Origin of the sequence: Providencia sp. Je.9.19 (assembly GCF_051129765.1) — a bacterium.
Lineage (GTDB): Bacteria > Pseudomonadota > Gammaproteobacteria > Enterobacterales > Enterobacteriaceae > Providencia.
In genome coordinates this window covers 20036-38698 of sequence record NZ_JBCPSS010000004.1, presented here as the reverse complement: position 1 = coordinate 38698, position 18663 = coordinate 20036, and the positions used below count along the sequence as shown (strand labels likewise).

At 41.9% G+C, this 18663-nt stretch carries 12 protein-coding genes; 10 read left to right on the top strand and 2 right to left on the bottom strand.

Going from position 1 to position 18663, the window contains the following annotated elements:
* Positions 1–73: 73 nt before the first annotated feature.
* The 10 genes from tuf (at position 74) to AAZR93_RS14795 (ending at position 15349) form a co-directional block, all read left to right on the top strand.
* Positions 74–1258 carry an elongation factor Tu gene (gene tuf, locus AAZR93_RS14840; protein ID WP_294103340.1) on the top strand — a complete coding sequence of 395 codons (1185 nt, stop codon included), beginning with the start codon at positions 74–76 and terminating at the stop codon, positions 1256–1258.
* Positions 1259–1756: 498 nt separating this feature from the next.
* Positions 1757–2143: a preprotein translocase subunit SecE gene (secE, locus tag AAZR93_RS14835; protein WP_294104442.1), complete on the top strand. Its 387-nt coding sequence runs from the start codon at positions 1757–1759 to the stop codon at positions 2141–2143.
* A complete protein-coding gene (gene nusG / locus AAZR93_RS14830; protein WP_294104444.1) occupies positions 2144–2689 on the top strand; it encodes a transcription termination/antitermination protein NusG in 546 nt (181 codons plus the stop codon).
* Positions 2690–2896: 207 nt separating this feature from the next.
* On the top strand, positions 2897–3325 hold the full coding sequence (gene rplK, locus AAZR93_RS14825) for a 50S ribosomal protein L11 (protein WP_294104446.1): 429 nt from the start codon (positions 2897–2899) through the stop codon (positions 3323–3325).
* 3 nt (positions 3326–3328) lie between these two features.
* Positions 3329–4030: a 50S ribosomal protein L1 gene (gene rplA, locus AAZR93_RS14820; protein WP_294104448.1), complete on the top strand. Its 702-nt coding sequence runs from the start codon at positions 3329–3331 to the stop codon at positions 4028–4030.
* Between the two features lie 342 nt (positions 4031–4372).
* Entirely contained in the window at positions 4373–4870 is a 498-nt protein-coding gene (gene rplJ, locus AAZR93_RS14815) for a 50S ribosomal protein L10 (protein WP_294104450.1), read from the top strand.
* A gap of 60 nt (positions 4871–4930) precedes the next feature.
* Positions 4931–5296, top strand: coding sequence for a 50S ribosomal protein L7/L12 (rplL, locus tag AAZR93_RS14810; protein WP_294104452.1), 366 nt, complete (start codon positions 4931–4933; stop codon positions 5294–5296).
* Positions 5297–5649: 353 nt separating this feature from the next.
* Complete coding sequence (rpoB, locus tag AAZR93_RS14805; protein ID WP_434720265.1) at positions 5650–9678, top strand: DNA-directed RNA polymerase subunit beta; 4029 nt, start codon at positions 5650–5652, stop codon at positions 9676–9678.
* Positions 9679–9795: 117 nt separating this feature from the next.
* Positions 9796–14019 carry a DNA-directed RNA polymerase subunit beta' gene (gene rpoC, locus AAZR93_RS14800; protein ID WP_294104456.1) on the top strand — a complete coding sequence of 1408 codons (4224 nt, stop codon included), beginning with the start codon at positions 9796–9798 and terminating at the stop codon, positions 14017–14019.
* 379 nt (positions 14020–14398) lie between these two features.
* Positions 14399–15349, top strand: coding sequence for a VWA domain-containing protein (locus AAZR93_RS14795; RefSeq protein ID WP_434720426.1), 951 nt, complete (start codon positions 14399–14401; stop codon positions 15347–15349).
* Positions 15350–15453: 104 nt separating this feature from the next.
* Here the strand turns inward: AAZR93_RS14795 and dcuC are convergent, their stop codons facing one another.
* Complete coding sequence (gene dcuC / locus AAZR93_RS14790; protein ID WP_434720264.1) at positions 15454–16827, bottom strand: C4-dicarboxylate transporter DcuC; 1374 nt, start codon at positions 16825–16827, stop codon at positions 15454–15456.
* A complete protein-coding gene (gene pepT, locus AAZR93_RS14785; RefSeq protein ID WP_434720263.1) occupies positions 16824–18077 on the bottom strand; it encodes a peptidase T in 1254 nt (417 codons plus the stop codon). Before pepT ends, dcuC begins: the two co-directional genes overlap by 4 nt.
* Positions 18078–18663: the final 586 nt, after the last annotated feature.

Genomic DNA, 18663 nt, shown 5'->3' with positions numbered 1-18663 from the left:
TTTTATCGATTTAACTACTTTAATTTAAGTTCCTTCTTTATAGTAAAGAGGGAACTCCATAAGGAATAGAGTCGTGTCTAAAGAAAAATTTGAACGTTCAAAACCGCACGTTAACGTTGGTACAATCGGCCACGTTGACCATGGTAAAACTACTCTGACAGCAGCTATCACTACTGTTCTAGCAAAAACTTACGGCGGTTCTGCTCGTGCATTCGATCAAATCGATAACGCACCAGAAGAAAAAGCACGTGGTATCACTATCTCTACTTCACACGTAGAATATGACACTCCAGCTCGTCACTACGCACACGTAGACTGCCCAGGTCACGCCGACTATGTTAAAAACATGATCACTGGTGCTGCGCAGATGGACGGTGCAATTCTGGTTGTTGCTGCGACTGATGGCCCAATGCCACAAACGCGTGAACACATCCTGTTAGGTCGCCAAGTTGGTGTTCCTTACATCATCGTGTTCCTGAACAAATGTGACATGGTAGACGACGAAGAACTGTTAGAACTCGTTGAAATGGAAGTTCGTGAACTTCTTTCTCAGTACGATTTCCCTGGTGATGACACTCCAGTTATCCGTGGTTCTGCACTGAAAGCACTGGAAGGTGTTCCAGAGTGGGAAGCGAAAATTGTTGAACTAGCTGGTTTCTTGGATAGCTATATCCCAGAACCAGAGCGTGCAATTGACAAACCATTCCTGCTGCCAATTGAAGACGTATTCTCAATCTCAGGTCGTGGTACAGTAGTAACAGGCCGTGTTGAGCGTGGTATCGTTAAAGTTGGTGAAGAAGTTGAGATTGTTGGTATTCAAGCAACAGTTAAAACAACTTGTACTGGCGTTGAAATGTTCCGTAAACTGCTTGACGAAGGTCGTGCTGGTGAGAACGTGGGTGTTTTACTGCGTGGTACTAAACGTGAAGAAATTCAACGTGGACAAGTACTGGCAAAACCAGGTTCAATCAAGCCACATACACAATTCGAATCAGAAGTGTATATCCTGAGCAAAGATGAAGGTGGTCGTCATACTCCATTCTTCAAAGGTTACCGTCCACAGTTCTACTTCCGTACAACTGACGTAACCGGTACTATCGAACTGCCAGAAGGCGTAGAGATGGTAATGCCAGGCGACAACATCAACATGATCGTGACATTGATTCACCCAATCGCGATGGATGATGGTTTGCGTTTCGCAATCCGTGAAGGTGGTCGTACTGTAGGTGCCGGTGTTGTTGCAAAAGTTATTGCATAATATCGCTCTTTCTGAATAAGAAAGAACTACGTTAGTAAAAAGGGCATCAAATAGATGCCCTTTTTATACGTTGTAAAATTTAAGAACCTATCTCATCAATCATTGTTATAATTATTGGTGAGATAGGCTCTCAAATCACGAATTAATAACAGTACTTATTGCTTTGTACAGTTATATGAGATTTATAAAGGTTTTGCTCGGAAGATATGGTATATTTTACCGCTGCCACGAAAAGAAATTTTATTTCATAATAGGCGAGTCAAAAATTAACTGAGCATGCTGAATTTTCTGCGAAGAAATAGATAATGCCTACCGCTATTATTTTTGAGGTATGGTTTCTACTTCGTAGGTATTTGTTATCGTATTCCTTTCAGATTTTGCAGGCTTAGCTGTAGTGAATTAAGGGATATGTTGGCATATTCTATTGGTTTGGTCTGGTTGTTTTACCTTTGTAAGGCAAGCGGGCTTTATACATACTTCATGGTAACAGGTTGAATTATGAGTACGAATAGCGAAGCTCAAGGAAATGGACGCAGTGCAGACATCTTCAAATGGGTGGTTGTCTGTGGCTTACTAATCATTGCGATAGTGGGTAACTACTACTTCCGTCAATATAATCTCGCGCTGCGTGCTTTTGCCGTTGTCGCCGTTGTCGCTGCAGCTGGTGCTATCGCTTTGTGGACAACAAAGGGTAAAGCAACACTGACATTTGCGCGCGAAGCTCGCATTGAGATGAAAAAAGTTATTTGGCCTACTCGCCAGGAAACATTACAAACTACATTAATTGTTGCTGCAGTAACGGCTGTTATGTCGTTAATACTGTGGGGATTAGATGGTATCCTAGTGCGTTTAGTTTCATTTATTACAAGCCTGAGGTTATTCTAAATGTCAGATTCACCTAAAAAGCGCTGGTATGTCGTTCAGGCATTCTCTGGTTTTGAAGGTCGCGTAGCACAGTCTTTACGTGAATACATCAAATTACATGCCATGGAAGACTCTTTTGGCGAAGTTATGGTCCCAACTGAAGAAGTTGTTGAAATTCGTGGTGGCCAACGTCGTAAGAGTGAACGTAAATTCTTTCCAGGCTATGTTTTAGTCCAAATGACCATGAATGATGACTCTTGGCACTTAGTGCGCAGTGTCCCTCGTGTAATGGGCTTTATCGGCGGAACATCAGATCGTCCAGCGCCAATTAGCGACAAAGAAGTTGATGCGATTATGAATCGCTTACAACAAGTGGGCGATAAACCACGTCCTAAAACACTATTTGAGCCGGGTGAAATGGTTCGTGTTAGTGAAGGTCCGTTTGCTGACTTTAATGGTGTCGTTGAAGAAATTGATTACGAAAAAAGCCGCTTAAAAGTCTCTGTTTCTATTTTTGGTCGTGCTACACCAGTCGAACTGGATTTTGGTCAAGTAGAAAAAGCATAGCACTAAAAAACAGCTTAAAAATAAGTTGGTTATTAAAAGACCAAAGAACAGGCTTGCAAAGGGCGTGAAATTTGAATATAATTTCGCGCCTTAGTTTTTTATTTGGCAAAAAATATTTTATGCCTGGCAAATTATTTTGCGGGGCATGTTAATGCAACGGGGAGCCTTATTTAGTAAGGCGTTACTACCCATTTAGAGGAAATATTCATGGCTAAGAAAGTCCAAGCCTACGTTAAGCTGCAAGTTGCAGCTGGTATGGCTAACCCAAGCCCTCCTGTTGGTCCAGCATTGGGTCAGCAAGGTGTTAACATCATGGAATTCTGTAAAGCGTTTAACGCAAAAACAGAAGGTCTAGAAAAAGGCCTACCAACTCCTGTTGTTATTACTGTTTATGCAGACCGTTCATTCACTTTTATTACTAAAACTCCTCCTGCAGCAGTATTGCTGAAAAAAGCAGCTGGTGTTAAATCTGGTTCGGGCAAACCGAATAAAGATAAAGTAGGTAAAGTGACCTCTGCTCAGATCCGTGAAATTGCGGAAACTAAAGCTGCGGACATGACTGGTTCTGATGTTGACGCTATGATGCGTTCAATTGAAGGTACTGCTCGTTCCATGGGCCTGGTAGTGGAGGATTAATCAATGGCTAAACTGAATAAGCGCATGCGCAATATCCGTGAAAAAGTTGATGTTACTAAACAATACGACATCAATGAAGCCCTTTCACTGCTGAAAGAATTAGCAACTGCTAAATTCGTAGAAAGCGTTGATGTTGCTGTTAATCTAGGCATCGATGCTCGTAAATCAGACCAAAACGTTCGTGGCGCGACTGTATTGCCACACGGTACTGGCCGTTCTGTTCGCGTTGCTGTATTTGCACAAGGCGCAAACGCTGAAGCTGCAAAAGCTGCAGGTGCTGAACTGGTAGGTATGGAAGATTTGGCTGATAAAATCAAAGCTGGCGAAATGGATTTTGACGTTGTTATTGCTTCTCCTGATGCAATGCGCGTTGTTGGCCAATTAGGTCAAATCCTAGGCCCACGTGGTCTGATGCCAAACCCGAAAGTAGGTACTGTAACGCCTAACGTTGCTGAAGCTGTTCAAAATGCTAAAGCAGGTCAAGTTCGTTACCGTAATGACAAAAACGGAATCATCCATACCACTATCGGTAAAGTTGATTTCGATTCTAACCAATTGAAAGAAAACCTAGAGTCACTGTTGATTGCGCTGAAAAAAGCAAAACCAGCTTCTGCTAAAGGTGTTTTTATCAAGAAAGTTAGCCTGTCTACTACAATGGGTGCAGGTGTTGCTGTTGACCAATCTGGTCTGTCAGCGACAATTTAATAACTGAGCCTTCTTAGGCTATTTGGTTATTAAGCTTTACCTTTGCGTCAAATTTGTATAAAATTTGACGCCTTGAGTTTGTTGGGTGTTTGAGCCTTTGGGTAATATACTCAACAAACCACAAATTCGGTATGGAGTCTGGCCTTTTCCAGACCCCGTCCAAGACCGCAGGTGTAGTTCAGGTGTATAACTACTACTTAATCTTACCTGCGTAGACGGTGACAGAGATACCTAGAATTTTATTCTGACTTCTGCTCACCGTGATTTACGCTTAGACACAATGTTGTGTATGAGTGATGTGAGTCCCCGGGTTTTCCCGGTTAATCCAGGAGCAAGAAGCTAATGGCACTAAATCTTCAAGACAAACAAGCGATTGTTGCTGAAGTCAGCGAAGTAGCCAAAGGCGCGCTTTCTGCAGTTGTTGCTGATTCACGCGGCGTAACTGTAGCAAAAATGACTGAACTGCGTAAAGCAGGTCGCGAAGCTGGCGTTTATATTCGTGTTGTTCGTAACACGTTGATCCGTCTAGCTGTTCAAGGTACTTCTTATGAAGTCCTGAAAGACGCGTTTGTTGGTCCAACCTTGATTGCTTTCTCTAATGAACACCCGGGCGCTGCTGCTCGTCTGTTCAAAGAGTTCGCGAAAGCGAATCCAGCATTTGAGATTAAAGCTGCGGCCTTTGAAGGTGAGTTAATCCAGGGTCAAGATATTGATCGTCTGGCAACACTCCCAACTTACGATGAAGCAATCGCACGCCTGATGGCAACCATGAAAGAAGCCTCTGCAGGCAAATTGGTTCGCACACTGGCTGCTCTGCGCGATCAGAAAGAAGCTGCATAAGCCCTTTCCTTCGTTGCTTGTTAACGTATAAACTATTTCTGAATTTTAGGAACACTTGTTATGTCTATCACTAAAGACCAAATCCTTGATGCAGTTGCTGAAATGTCTGTAATGGACGTTGTTGAACTGATTACTATGATGGAAGAAAAATTCGGCGTTTCTGCTGCTGCAGCTGTTGCTGTTGCTGCGGGTCCTGCTGAAGCTGCTGAAGAAAAAACTGAATTCGATGTTATGCTTACCGCTGTCGGTCCTAACAAAGTTTCAGTAATCAAAGCAGTTCGCGGCGCAACTGGCCTTGGCTTGAAAGAAGCTAAAGATTTAGTTGAATCTGCACCAGCGGCTATTAAAGAAGGCGCTAATAAAGATGAAGCTGAAACTCTGAAGAAAGCTCTTGTGGAAGCAGGCGCTGAAGTTGAAATTAAATAATTTCAGCTTTGACTTCGCAGCCTAACTCATTAGGTTGTTGGCTGGTGATTTTTAATCACCAGCCTTTTTACGCTGTAAAGCGTGATGGGTGTTAACAGCTTTTCACGCAATTTTGATGTTAACAACCCCCCCAATACTTCTTTCTATTGACGACTTAATATACTGTATTTCTTAGCTACGACCCGCTCGGGCAGCTCGGTAGCAAAAGCAATGCAATGAAATGGTTTAAGAGTGATAGTAATAAGTATTCAGGAAAGTATTCATTTTCCATTTCTAAAAAACGCGTTGCGGTTCTGTCCTGACTATTTTAGGAAGAACAACTTGGGTCACTGATCAACGAGCTGAGGAAACCTATGGTTTACTCCTATACCGAGAAAAAACGTATTCGTAAGGATTTTGGTAAACGTCCACAAGTTTTGGACATACCTTATCTCCTTTCTATCCAACTTGACTCGTTCCAGAAGTTTATCGAGCAAGATCCTGATGGCCAGAATGGGCTGGAAGCAGCTTTCCGTTCTGTGTTTCCAATTCAGAGCTACAGTGGTAATGCTGAACTACAATATGTCAGCTATCGTTTAGGTGAGCCTGTTTTTGATGTTAAAGAATGTCAAATTCGCGGTATTACTTATTCTGCACCTCTGCGTGTGAAGTTACGTCTCATCGTTTATGAGCGTGAAGCACCGGAAGGCACCGTTAAAGATATCAAAGAACAAGAAGTTTACATGGGTGAAATTCCACTCATGACTGAAAACGGAACTTTTGTTATCAACGGTACTGAGCGTGTTATTGTTTCTCAGTTGCACCGTAGCCCAGGCGTATTCTTTGATAGCGATAAAGGGAAGACTCACTCTTCAGGTAAAGTGCTTTATAACGCACGTATCATCCCTTACCGTGGCTCATGGCTTGATTTCGAATTTGACCCGAAAGATAATTTATTTGTACGTATCGACCGTCGCCGTAAATTACCAGCGACTATTATTCTGCGTGCAATGAATTACAGTACCGAAGACATCTTGAACTTGTTCTTCGATAAAACTGTATTCCAAATTCGTGATAACAAATTGATGATGACGCTGGTTCCTGAGCGTCTACGCGGTGAAACTGCTTCTTTTGATATTGAAGCAAACGGCAAAGTTTATGTTGAAAAAGGCCGTCGTATCACTGCTCGTCATATCCGCTTACTCGAGAAAGAAGAAGTCAACAGCATTGAAGTTCCTGTTGAATATATCGCGGGTAAAGTGGTTGCAAAAGATTACATTGATGAAAGTACTGGTGAGCTGATTTGTGCAGCGAATATGGAACTTTCATTGGATATGTTGGCACGTCTGAGCCAATCAGGTCATAAAACAATTGAAACATTGTTTACGAATGACTTAGATCACGGCGCATATATGTCTGAAACTGTCCGTGTCGATCCAACAAACGACCGCTTAGGTGCGCTGGTAGAAATCTACCGTATGATGCGTCCTGGTGAGCCACCAACACGTGAAGCAGCTGAAAATCTGTTCGAAAACTTGTTCTTCTCTGAAGACCGTTACGATCTTTCTGCTGTGGGCCGTATGAAATTCAATCGTTCACTAAATCGTGAAGAGATTGAAGGTTCAGGCATCCTAAGCAAAGACGATATCATTGAAGTAATGAGAAAACTCATTGATATTCGTAACGGTAGGGGTGAAGTGGATGATATTGACCACTTAGGTAACCGCCGTATTCGTTCAGTCGGTGAGATGGCAGAAAATCAGTTCCGCGTTGGTCTGGTTCGTGTTGAACGTGCAGTGAAAGAGCGTCTTTCTCTGGGCGACCTCGATGCATTGATGCCACAGGATATGATTAATGCGAAGCCAATTTCAGCGGCAGTAAAAGAGTTCTTTGGTTCCAGCCAATTGTCTCAATTTATGGACCAGAACAACCCATTATCTGAAATTACGCACAAACGTCGTATCTCTGCGTTAGGCCCAGGTGGTTTGACTCGTGAACGTGCGGGCTTTGAAGTTCGTGACGTACATCCAACTCACTATGGTCGTGTTTGCCCTATCGAAACCCCTGAAGGCCCGAACATCGGTCTGATTAACTCATTATCTGTTTATGCACAGACCAATGAATATGGTTTCCTAGAAACACCTTATCGTTTAGTTCGTGATGGTCTTGTTACTGATGAAATTCACTATCTGTCTGCGATTGAAGAAGGTAACTTCATCATTGCTCAGGCAAACACCGTTTTAGGTGAAGATGGTAGCTTTATCGAAGAACTAATTACTTGTCGTAACCGTGGTGAATCAAGTTTATTTAGCCGCGAACAAGTTGAATATATGGACGTTTCGACTCAACAGATCGTCTCTGTTGGTGCGTCACTCATCCCATTCCTTGAACACGATGATGCTAACCGTGCATTGATGGGTGCGAACATGCAACGTCAAGCGGTTCCTACTTTACGTGCAGACAAACCATTAGTCGGTACAGGTATGGAACGTGCAGTTGCGGTTGACTCCGGTGTTACTGCTGTTGCAACTCGTGGCGGTTCTGTTCAGTACGTTGATGCTTCTCGTATCGTAATTAAAGTTAACGAAGACGAAATGCATCCAGGCGAAGCTGGAATTGACATTTATAACCTGACTAAATATACCCGTTCTAACCAGAACACCTGTATTAATCAGATGCCTTGTGTATCTTTAGGTGAGCCTGTTGAACGTGGTGATGTGTTAGCTGATGGTCCTTCAACAGACCTTGGTGAATTAGCACTTGGTCAAAATATGCGCGTGGCATTTATGCCATGGAATGGTTATAACTTCGAAGACTCCATCTTAGTTTCCGAGCGTGTTGTTCAAGAAGATCGTTTTACAACTATTCATATTCAGGAACTCTCTTGTGTGTCTCGTGACACTAAATTGGGGCCTGAAGAAATTACTGCTGATATTCCAAACGTTGGTGAAGCTGCACTTTCTAAACTTGATGAATCCGGTATCGTTTATATCGGTGCTGAAGTGAAAGGCGGTGACATTCTGGTTGGTAAAGTAACACCTAAAGGTGAGACTCAATTAACGCCAGAAGAGAAATTACTGCGTGCTATCTTCGGTGAAAAAGCGTCTGACGTTAAAGATTCTTCTTTACGTGTTCCAAACGGTGTTTCCGGTACAATTATTGACGTACAGGTCTTCACTCGTGATGGCGTAGAGAAAGATAAACGTGCGCTTGAAATCGAAGAAACTCAGTTACGTGATGCGAAGAAAGACTTAACAGAAGAGCTACGTATTTTTGAAGGCGCTCTGTTTGCTCGTATTCGTTCTGTACTGATTAACGGTGGAATTGAAGCTGAAAAATTGGATAAACTGCCTCGCGATCGTTGGTTAGAGTTGTCTCTAGCTGATGAAGAGAAGCAGAACCAGTTAGAGCAGTTAGCTGAGCAATATGACGAATTGAAATCTGAGTTTGAGAAAAAACTTGATGCGAAACGTCGTAAGATCACCCAAGGTGATGATCTAGCTCCGGGTGTACTGAAAATTGTTAAGGTTTATCTGGCTGTTAAACGTCAGATCCAACCGGGTGATAAAATGGCGGGTCGCCATGGTAACAAAGGTGTTATCTCAAAAATCAACCCAGTTGAAGACATGCCTTACGATGAAAACGGTAACCCAGTTGACATCGTTCTGAACCCACTGGGCGTACCATCACGTATGAACATCGGTCAGATTTTGGAAACGCACTTAGGTATGGCTGCTAAAGGTATTGGTGACAAAATCAATGCTATGCTTAAGCAGCAAGAAGATATTGCTAAACTGCGTGAATTTATCCAAAAAGCTTATGATCTTGGTGATGATCCGCGTCAGAAAGTTGATTTGAATACTTTCTCTGATGAAGACGTTATGCGTTTGGCTGAGAACCTGAAAAAAGGTATGCCAATTGCAACACCAGTGTTTGATGGTGCAAAAGAGAAAGAAATTAAAGAATTACTGAAACTGGGCGGATTGCCAACTTCAGGTCAGATTTCACTGTTTGATGGTCGTACTGGCGAGAAATTTGAGCGTCAGGTCACCGTTGGTTACATGTACATGCTGAAATTGAACCACTTAGTTGATGATAAAATGCATGCCCGTTCAACTGGTTCTTATAGCTTGGTTACTCAGCAACCGCTGGGTGGTAAAGCGCAGTTCGGTGGTCAGCGTTTCGGGGAGATGGAAGTGTGGGCACTGGAAGCATATGGTGCAGCCTATACTCTTCAAGAAATGCTTACAGTTAAATCGGATGACGTTAACGGCCGTACGAAGATGTATAAAAACATCGTCGATGGCAGCCATCAGATGGAACCTGGTATGCCGGAATCTTTCAACGTATTACTGAAAGAAATCCGCTCACTAGGTATTAACATCGAGCTGGAAGACGAGTAATTCGTTTTGCGCCGGAAGGTCTGATTTATCAGCCTTCCGGCTCATGTAAGCAGTGGGATTTGGGGAGAGTGGCTTGACCACTCACCTGACAGGTCTAACTCCGACAGGAGCTATTTAGTGAAAGACTTAATTAAGTTTCTGAAAGCGCAAACCAAGACCGAAGAGTTTGATGCGATCAAAATTGCTCTGGCATCACCTGACATGATCCGTTCATGGTCATTTGGTGAAGTTAAAAAGCCAGAAACGATTAACTACCGTACGTTCAAACCTGAGCGTGACGGCCTTTTCTGTGCACGTATTTTCGGGCCAGTAAAAGATTATGAATGTCTGTGCGGTAAGTACAAACGTTTAAAACACCGTGGTGTGATTTGTGAGAAGTGTGGCGTTGAAGTCACACAGACCAAAGTCCGTCGTGAGCGCATGGGTCATATTGAACTTGCATCACCGACTGCACATATTTGGTTCTTAAAATCATTACCATCCCGTATCGGTTTGCTGCTTGATATGCCACTGCGTGATATCGAACGTGTTCTGTATTTTGAATCTTATGTTGTTGTTGAAGGCGGAATGACTAGCCTTGAACGCGCACAGATTCTGACAGAAGAGCAATACTTAGATGCGTTGGAAGAGTTCGGTGACGAATTTGATGCGAAAATGGGTGCGGAAGCAATCCAAGGCCTGCTGAAAAACCTCGATCTTGAGAACGAGTGTGAAACGCTACGTGAAGAGTTGAATGAAACTAACTCTGAAACTAAGCGTAAAAAGCTGACTAAACGTATCAAACTACTGGAAGCATTTATTCTATCTGGTAATAAACCAGAGTGGATGATCTTAAACGTTCTACCAGTATTACCACCTGATTTACGTCCATTAGTTCCTTTGGATGGTGGTCGTTTCGCAACGTCAGATCTGAACGATCTATATCGTCGCGTAATCAACCGTAATAACCGTCTGAAACGTCTTCTGGATCTGGCTGCGCCAGATATCATCGTACGTAACGAAAAACGTATGTTGCAAGAAGCGGTTGATGCACTGTTAGATAACGGTCGTCGTGGTCGTGCAATTACAGGTTCTAACAAGCGCCCTCTGAAATCTTTGGCCGATATGATCAAAGGTAAACAAGGTCGTTTCCGTCAGAACTTACTTGGTAAGCGTGTTGACTATTCAGGTCGTTCTGTTATCACCGTAGGTCCATACCTACGTCTGCATCAGTGCGGTCTGCCTAAGAAAATGGCACTTGAGTTATTCAAACCATTTATCTATGGCAAATTAGAATTACGTGGTCTGGCAACAACCATTAAAGCTGCGAAGAAAATGGTTGAGCGCGAAGAAGCGGTTGTTTGGGATATCTTGGATGAAGTTATCCGCGAACACCCAGTTATGCTGAACCGTGCACCAACACTTCACCGTCTGGGTATCCAAGCTTTCGAACCAATTTTGATCGAAGGTAAAGCTATCCAATTGCACCCATTGGTTTGTGCGGCATACAACGCCGACTTCGATGGTGACCAAATGGCGGTACACGTTCCTCTAACTTTGGAAGCTCAGTTAGAAGCACGTGCGTTGATGATGTCAACAAACAATATTCTGTCACCGGCAAGTGGTGAGCCTATCATCGTTCCTTCACAGGACGTTGTATTGGGTCTTTACTACATGACTCGTGACTGCGTAAACGCGAAGGGCGAGGGCATGGTATTAGCCGGTCCTAAAGAAGCTGAGCGTGTTTACCGTTCAGGTCATGCATCATTGCATGCTCGCGTTAAAGTTCGTATTACTGAAGAAGTTAAAGATACAGAAGGTAACATTACGATTAACACTGGTTTAGTTGATACCACAGTTGGTCGTGCGATTTTATGGATGATCGTACCAAAAGGTCTACCTTTTGAGCTGGTTAACCAAGCGCTAGGTAAGAAAGCTATTTCTAAAATGCTCAATACCTGTTACCGCGTACTCGGTATGAAACCGACTGTTATTTTTGCTGACCAAATCATGTATACCGGTTTTGCTTATGCTGCGCGTTCTGGTGCATCAGTTGGTATCGATGACATGGTTATTCCTGAGAAAAAAGCAGGAATTATCGCAGAAGCAGAAGCGGAAGTTGCTGAAATTCAGGAACAATTCCAGTCTGGTTTGGTTACAGCCGGCGAACGTTATAACAAAGTTATCGATATCTGGGCAGCAGCAAACGAACGTGTTGCTAAAGCGATGATGGAAAACTTGTCTACTGAAAGTGTTATCAACCGTGATGGCATTGAAGAACAACAAGTTTCTTTCAACAGTATCTTTATGATGGCCGACTCCGGTGCTCGTGGTTCTGCAGCTCAGATTCGTCAGCTAGCAGGTATGCGTGGTCTGATGGCTAAGCCAGATGGCTCAATCATCGAAACACCAATCACGGCGAACTTCCGTGAAGGTCTGAACGTTCTTCAGTACTTTATCTCTACGCATGGTGCTCGTAAAGGTCTTGCGGATACAGCATTGAAAACAGCAAACTCCGGTTACTTGACACGTCGTTTAGTTGACGTTGCACAAGACTTGGTAGTTACTGAAGACGACTGTGGTACTCACGAAGGTATCCTGATGACTCCGGTTATCGAGGGTGGCGACGTTAAAGAACCATTGCGTGAACGTGTACTTGGTCGTGTAACTGCAGAAGATATCCTGAATCCAGGTACTGCAGATATCTTAGTACCTCGTAATACACTACTTCATGAAAAACTGTGTGACCTGTTAGAAGCTAATTCGGTTGACAGCGTTAAAGTACGTTCTGTTGTAAGTTGTGAAACTGACTTTGGTGTGTGTGCTCACTGTTATGGTCGTGACCTTGCTCGTGGTCATATCATTAATAAAGGTGAAGCTATCGGTGTTATCGCCGCGCAGTCAATCGGTGAACCAGGTACACAGCTGACGATGCGTACGTTCCATATCGGTGGTGCGGCATCTCGTGCGGCAGCAGAATCTAGCATTCAAGTACGTAATAGCGGTACTCTGAAGTTATTTAATGCGAAATATGTAACAAACTCTGAAGGTAAACTGGTTATTACTTCTCGTAATACAGAATTGCGTCTGATTGATGAATTCGGTCGTACTAAAGAGAGTTACAAAGTGCCTTATGGTGCGCACCTTACTAAAGGTGATGGCGCGTCAGTTGCTGGCGGCGAGACCGTTGCTAACTGGGATCCGCATACAATGCCAGTTGTCAGTGAAGTTACCGGTATTATCCGTTTCTCTGACATGCTTGATGGCCAGTCAATGACTCGCCAGACTGATGAATTAACAGGTCTGTCGTCAATCGTTGTTCTGGATAGCGCTGAGCGTACAGCAAGTGGTAAGGATTTACGTCCTGCATTGCGTGTTATCGATGCAAATGGTAATGATGTTCTTATTCCTAACACAGACATGCCTACTCAGTACTTCTTACCGGGTAAAGCAATTGTTCAGTTAGATGATGGCATCGCTATCAAAGCGGGTGATACTTTAGCGCGTATTCCACAGGAATCTGTGGGTACTAAAGATATCACGGGTGGTCTACCACGTGTTGCTGACTTGTTTGAAGCTCGTCGTCCGAAAGAGCCTGCTATCCTTGCTGAAATCAGCGGGATAATCTCGTTCGGTAAAGAGACCAAAGGTAAGCGTCGTCTGGTTATCACTCCATTAGATGGTTCTGAGCCGTACGAAGAGATGATCCCTAAATGGCGTCAGCTCAACGTGTTTGAAGGTGAGATCGTTGAACGCGGTGACGTAGTTTCCGATGGTCCAGAGTCTCCGCATGATATTCTACGTCTACGTGGTGTTCATGCTGTTACTCGTTACATCACTAACGAAGTTCAGGAAGTTTACCGCTTACAAGGCGTTAAGATAAACGATAAACACATTGAAGTTATCGTGCGTCAGATGCTGCGTAAAGTCACTATCGCGGATGCAGGAAGTTCTGAATTCCTCGAAGGTGAGCAGATTGAGTACTCACGTGTGAAAGTTGCGAACCGTAAACTTGAGCTCGATGGTAAAATCACAGCAAATTATGCTCGTGACTTGTTGGGTATTACTAAAGCATCTCTGGCAACAGAATCCTTTATCTCAGCAGCATCGTTCCAAGAAACAACTCGCGTACTGACAGAAGCTGCGGTAGCAGGTAAACGTGATGAACTGCGCGGTCTGAAAGAGAACGTTATTGTTGGACGTCTGATTCCAGCTGGTACAGGTTTTGCTTACCATCAGGAACGTATTCGTCGTCGTCATCTGAATGATGTAGTGGAAGCTCCACAAGTCAGCGCAGATGAAGCAACAGCGAACTTGGCTGAACTGTTAAATGCAGGCTTTTCAAGTGGTAATCAGAAGTAATTACTGATTTCACTATAGTAGCTTGATAAAAACTGGCGTCCGAAAGGCGCCAGTTTTTTTATAATTATTTTATTGAATGGCTAGAAATAGTAATTAGTTATTTATATCCCATCTCCTTTATTTCTTTCAGTTTTCTCATAAAACTACATTTTTTTATATTATTCAAATAATAAACTGATTAATTATTTCAAATTTTTATTTAATTTCCAACCTAATAAAAAAGATAAGTTCTTTCTATTAATTAAGGAGGCTTGTAAGTGAGAAATGAAGTAATAATAATGACTCCAGTATTAATCACAGGCTGGTTAAATAATATATTTAAATTTAATTTTATATATCTATAGATATTAGGAATGATAAAATATAAAGGGAAATAATGATGACTGAAAATAATTTTGAATTTGATAATAATAAAGATGGTTTCGCTTCCTCAGATATAACTTCTACCTTGATGAATGTGAGTAATCTATCTCAGATAGTAACAGGTAGCGGTCCAATAGCACTTGATATTGTTATTATTATTGATACTAGTGGTTCAATGTCGGATGAATCGACAGATCTTAGCCAACAAATCGATATCGCTATTGAGAAGGCCTCAGCTAGCTGCCCTTCACAACTTAGAGCAACATTTTTGGGAATACAAGGAACGTGGGACAATACAAAGTTTGATCAAACGGTAAGCAATTACCTTACTGGGCTTGGTATTAGTCAAAGTAGCTTACAAGCGAGATTGCCATTTAAAGAGATTGATGGAATTGACCATGCTGGTAATAAAGAAGATTTATGTCGTGCAGTTATTGATGTGAGTCACTACTTTGATTGGCGTGATGGTGCACGTAGAGCTATTTTTGTCCTTGGTGATGAAGGAATGGAGGGTGGTGGTGGAATATTAACGAATGCAGCAGTACTAAAAAATAATGAAGCTATTTTTGCTGCTCAAAATGCACATGTTAAAGTATATACCTATCAGGGGACGCCAAATGATGATCCGTCAAATATTGATCGTTTCCCAACATTAGCTGAGAGAGATAAAATTACAAAAGAATATGAGCGGCTCGCATTGGAAACGGGTGGCCGTTCTTATATTTATACAACAGGGATTGCAAATTTTGCACTCGTTTTACAAGAGATACTTTGTGATAGTTTGAATCCACCTGCTGATTTAAATACAGAAGTATCAAATTGTACAAGTGTGTGTGAGTATCTTCCTACTATTTTATTAACAGTTAATACATTGGCAGAAATAATTAATAAAACAATTGATTCTTGTTGTCCAAAAGAAATCAATAAACACCATGAAACTTCAAAACTATGTGAATGTAAACATTGAGAAGAATAGTTATTATATAATAAAGTAATCTTTAATTAAAAAGAGAGGAATATTTCCCCTCTTTTTAGTTACATGATTATTTGAATATTAAGTGATTAAATACGTTAATAGAATATCCCGATAATCGCACAGTGAGCCACGAAACCGACCATGAGTGGTACAGCCGTTCGCTTAACAACATCAAACGGTTGTAACTTAGCTCCACTTGATACCGCAATGATGACCCCTGCGACGGGTGACATTCCTCGACCCATATGTGATGCTTGTTGCATAGGTAGAATCATTGAGATTGGATTTACACCCATACTGTGAGCTATTTGTGGGATCAACTCGACAAATGCTAGGAATGGCGCATTACCCGACCCCATGATAATAGCAGCAGCGAGTGTTACAACAGCAAAGACTAAAGCCATAGCAAATGGTGGTAAGCCAACAGATTCAGCCATGATAATTAATTGGTCAATGGCGCCACTGACTTTAATACCATGAGCGAAGACACCCGCAGCAACCAATAATCCTACAACGTTACTAAAGGCGTGACCCATACCATTTAAAAAGGTTTGGAAGCCATTACAAACGATTTTGAAATTACGTACTCTCACTGTTTCAATGACCATACAAATTGTCATTGCGATTAGAACAATCGTAACTACGTCTAAGTGAATGCCCTCAAAGAACAGATTTGAGGTTCCGACAGCCATGATAATCGGTAACATAGGAAGTAGTGCATAATATCCCGGCACTGATTTGGTGTTGTCATTTTTTTCGTGAGACGAAACGGCTTTACCTATTTCAGGTATAAACCCTTGCTTACGGTCACAATGACGTTGCCAAAAAATATGTGTAATACCGACAACAAGGACAGTTGCTAATGCCGCAGGTCCTTGGTAGTAAAGTACATATTCAACCACTGACATATCGACTGCTTTTGCACCACGAATGGCATCAATTGCCGTTGGCGTATAAGCCACACCAAGTGAGGTCGCGATAACCCCAGCCGCAGAAGCTGGCGATAAACCAAGACCAATCATGATAGGGAACATGGTGCCCATCAATAAGACGGCGAGGCCAGTTGCTGATGGAATCGCAAGTTGTAAAACACTGGCTAGTAGGAATGAGAAAAACAGCAGTACATAAGGTGAACGCATATTTTTCAATGGTTTTGTTGCAACGCGGACAACGGCTTCATTAGCGCCGATATGATCCATATATTGAGCAAATCCCATCAGCGCCATGATCATTAAACCAAGGTCAGCGGCACGGCTACTGAACAAATCGCGCATAACTTCAAAAGGATCGAGCCAAGTGATCCCCGTGGTTGCAACATTTTTAGGAAGAATAGGACCCCAACCGAGGGCAAGGGTACAGATCATCAATGCCAAACCCGCAATTAATAATACGGGTTCAGCTTTGTATCCTTTTAGAATAAAACGTGCAACCAAAACAACGATGATAAGAACCGTTAGAATTGGGATCATGCTTTAGCTCCTGGTTTGAAGCGTTCAGCGGTGATTTGTACTACTTGCTTCAATACATCACTGGCTGCATATAAAGATTTCACTGGTAGGTATTCATAGATTGAATGGAAATTGTGAGCACCGGTAAAGATATTCGGGCAAGGTAAACCATTTTGTGATAGAGCTGCGCCATCATAGCCACCACGCATAGGAATAACTTTAGGAGTGATACCACAAGCTTGATAAGCATCAATTGCAATATCAATAGGATAGCGATTTTCACCTTGTAAACTGTTATAGACGTTTGAATAGCGGTCTGCGAGGATACAGGTGACGCTTTCTGCTCCCCACAAATCTTCACAGTGATCTGCTAATTTTTTCAAAAACGCCATGCGAGTACGGTAACCATCTTCAGTAAAATCGCGGACATCCAGTTTTAAGACCGTGCGTGCACTATTGCCAGACATCTGCTTAACCCAGTAATAGCCTTCGCGACCATCTGTATATTCAGGAGCTTCACCGCCGGGTAACATTGCGATAAATTTTTGTGCCATTAGAAGGGAATTTTTTAGTTTTCCTTTTGCTGACATAGGATGAGCCGACTTACCGGTAAAAATAACTTCTACATCACCTGCATTCCAGTTCTCATAAACCAGCTCGCCGATACCACAACAGTCTAATGTATAAGCGAAATCTGCACCAAATTCTTTAACATCAAATACTTTTGCACCGCGAAGCCCTTGCTCTTCATCAGGAACAAAGCCAATTTTAATTGTACCGTGTTTGATTTCTGGGTTTTGTTTGAAATATTGCAGCATATCCATAATCGATGCGATAGCGGCTTTATCATCTGCGCCGAGTAAGCTCGTACCATCAGTGACGATGATATCGTCACCTAAATAGTCAGCAAGTTCAGGGAATTCGCTTTTACGCAGGTAGATATTTAGCGCTTTATTCATGCAAATATCTTCACCGTTATAAGGTAGAATTTGCGCTTTAGTGTCATTAGTTTGTTCAGCACTGGTGTCTAAGTGGCCAAAGAAAGCCACTGTTGGCACATCATAATCCAAGTTAGAGGGTAATGTTGCCGTGACAATCGCGGTGTCGCGTAACTTAATATCTTCAATGCCTAATGCTTCGAGTTCTTTAACTAATTTTTGTGCAAGTACGCGCTGGCCTTCTGATGATGGCATGATGCCTGCTGCGCCTTTTTCCCGATCGGTGGTGGTGTTAACTTTGGTATAAGAAATAAAACGGTCAACGATATTCATTCTTTCTATTCTCCGGCATCGCAATGATGAATATTTTATACTTTTGTTTTGTTTATGAATGTAATCTCATTTCAACAGTATTCTTTTATCATGGAAAATAATAAGACGAGTATCAGATATTTTGATTTTTTTTAAGAAATGCTACCGAGTGTATAAAATGAATAATTAATAGTGGTTTTAATTACTTAATGAACTAAAATATTTGACCTTAGCTATACATTGATTTTTGTTGTTAATTAATTGATATTAAACAGTTAGTTATGTTTATCTTATCCTGTATTTATGTAACATTCCCTATTATCCCTTCTTATCTTAAATTCTATTGTTAATACACTTATTTTGTGTTTTGGCATTTTTATTTATAATTCTAACTCGATTTGCAGCAGAGTCTAAAATACTAAAGTCATATTTTATTATATCTGTTTATATATGCGTAATTACCTATTAAAAAATAAAGTTTATTTTTAGCTATTAATACATTTTTATTGTTCATTTAATGAAAAAGATACTCAGGACTTAACAAGTCATCGTCACAAATAGTAATAAATCAGGGGCTAATCTTTTTTTAAATTAGCCCCTAATATTA

Bases quoted from the DNA above. Each gene is read 5' to 3' on its own strand.
- rplL (WP_294104452.1), top strand. From the start codon at position 4,931: ATGTCTATCACTAAAGACCAAATCCTTGATGCAGTTGCTGAAATGTCT.
- secE (WP_294104442.1), top strand. From the start codon at position 1,757: ATGAGTACGAATAGCGAAGCTCAAGGAAATGGACGCAGTGCAGACATC.
- rplJ (WP_294104450.1), top strand. From the start codon at position 4,373: ATGGCACTAAATCTTCAAGACAAACAAGCGATTGTTGCTGAAGTCAGC.
- rplK (WP_294104446.1), top strand. From the start codon at position 2,897: ATGGCTAAGAAAGTCCAAGCCTACGTTAAGCTGCAAGTTGCAGCTGGT.
- AAZR93_RS14795 (WP_434720426.1), top strand. From the start codon at position 14,399: ATGACTGAAAATAATTTTGAATTTGATAATAATAAAGATGGTTTCGCT.
- rpoB (WP_434720265.1), top strand. From the start codon at position 5,650: ATGGTTTACTCCTATACCGAGAAAAAACGTATTCGTAAGGATTTTGGT.
- nusG (WP_294104444.1), top strand. From the start codon at position 2,144: ATGTCAGATTCACCTAAAAAGCGCTGGTATGTCGTTCAGGCATTCTCT.
- dcuC (WP_434720264.1), bottom strand. From the start codon at position 16,827: ATGATCCCAATTCTAACGGTTCTTATCATCGTTGTTTTGGTTGCACGT.
- rplA (WP_294104448.1), top strand. From the start codon at position 3,329: ATGGCTAAACTGAATAAGCGCATGCGCAATATCCGTGAAAAAGTTGAT.
- pepT (WP_434720263.1), bottom strand. From the start codon at position 18,077: ATGAATATCGTTGACCGTTTTATTTCTTATACCAAAGTTAACACCACC.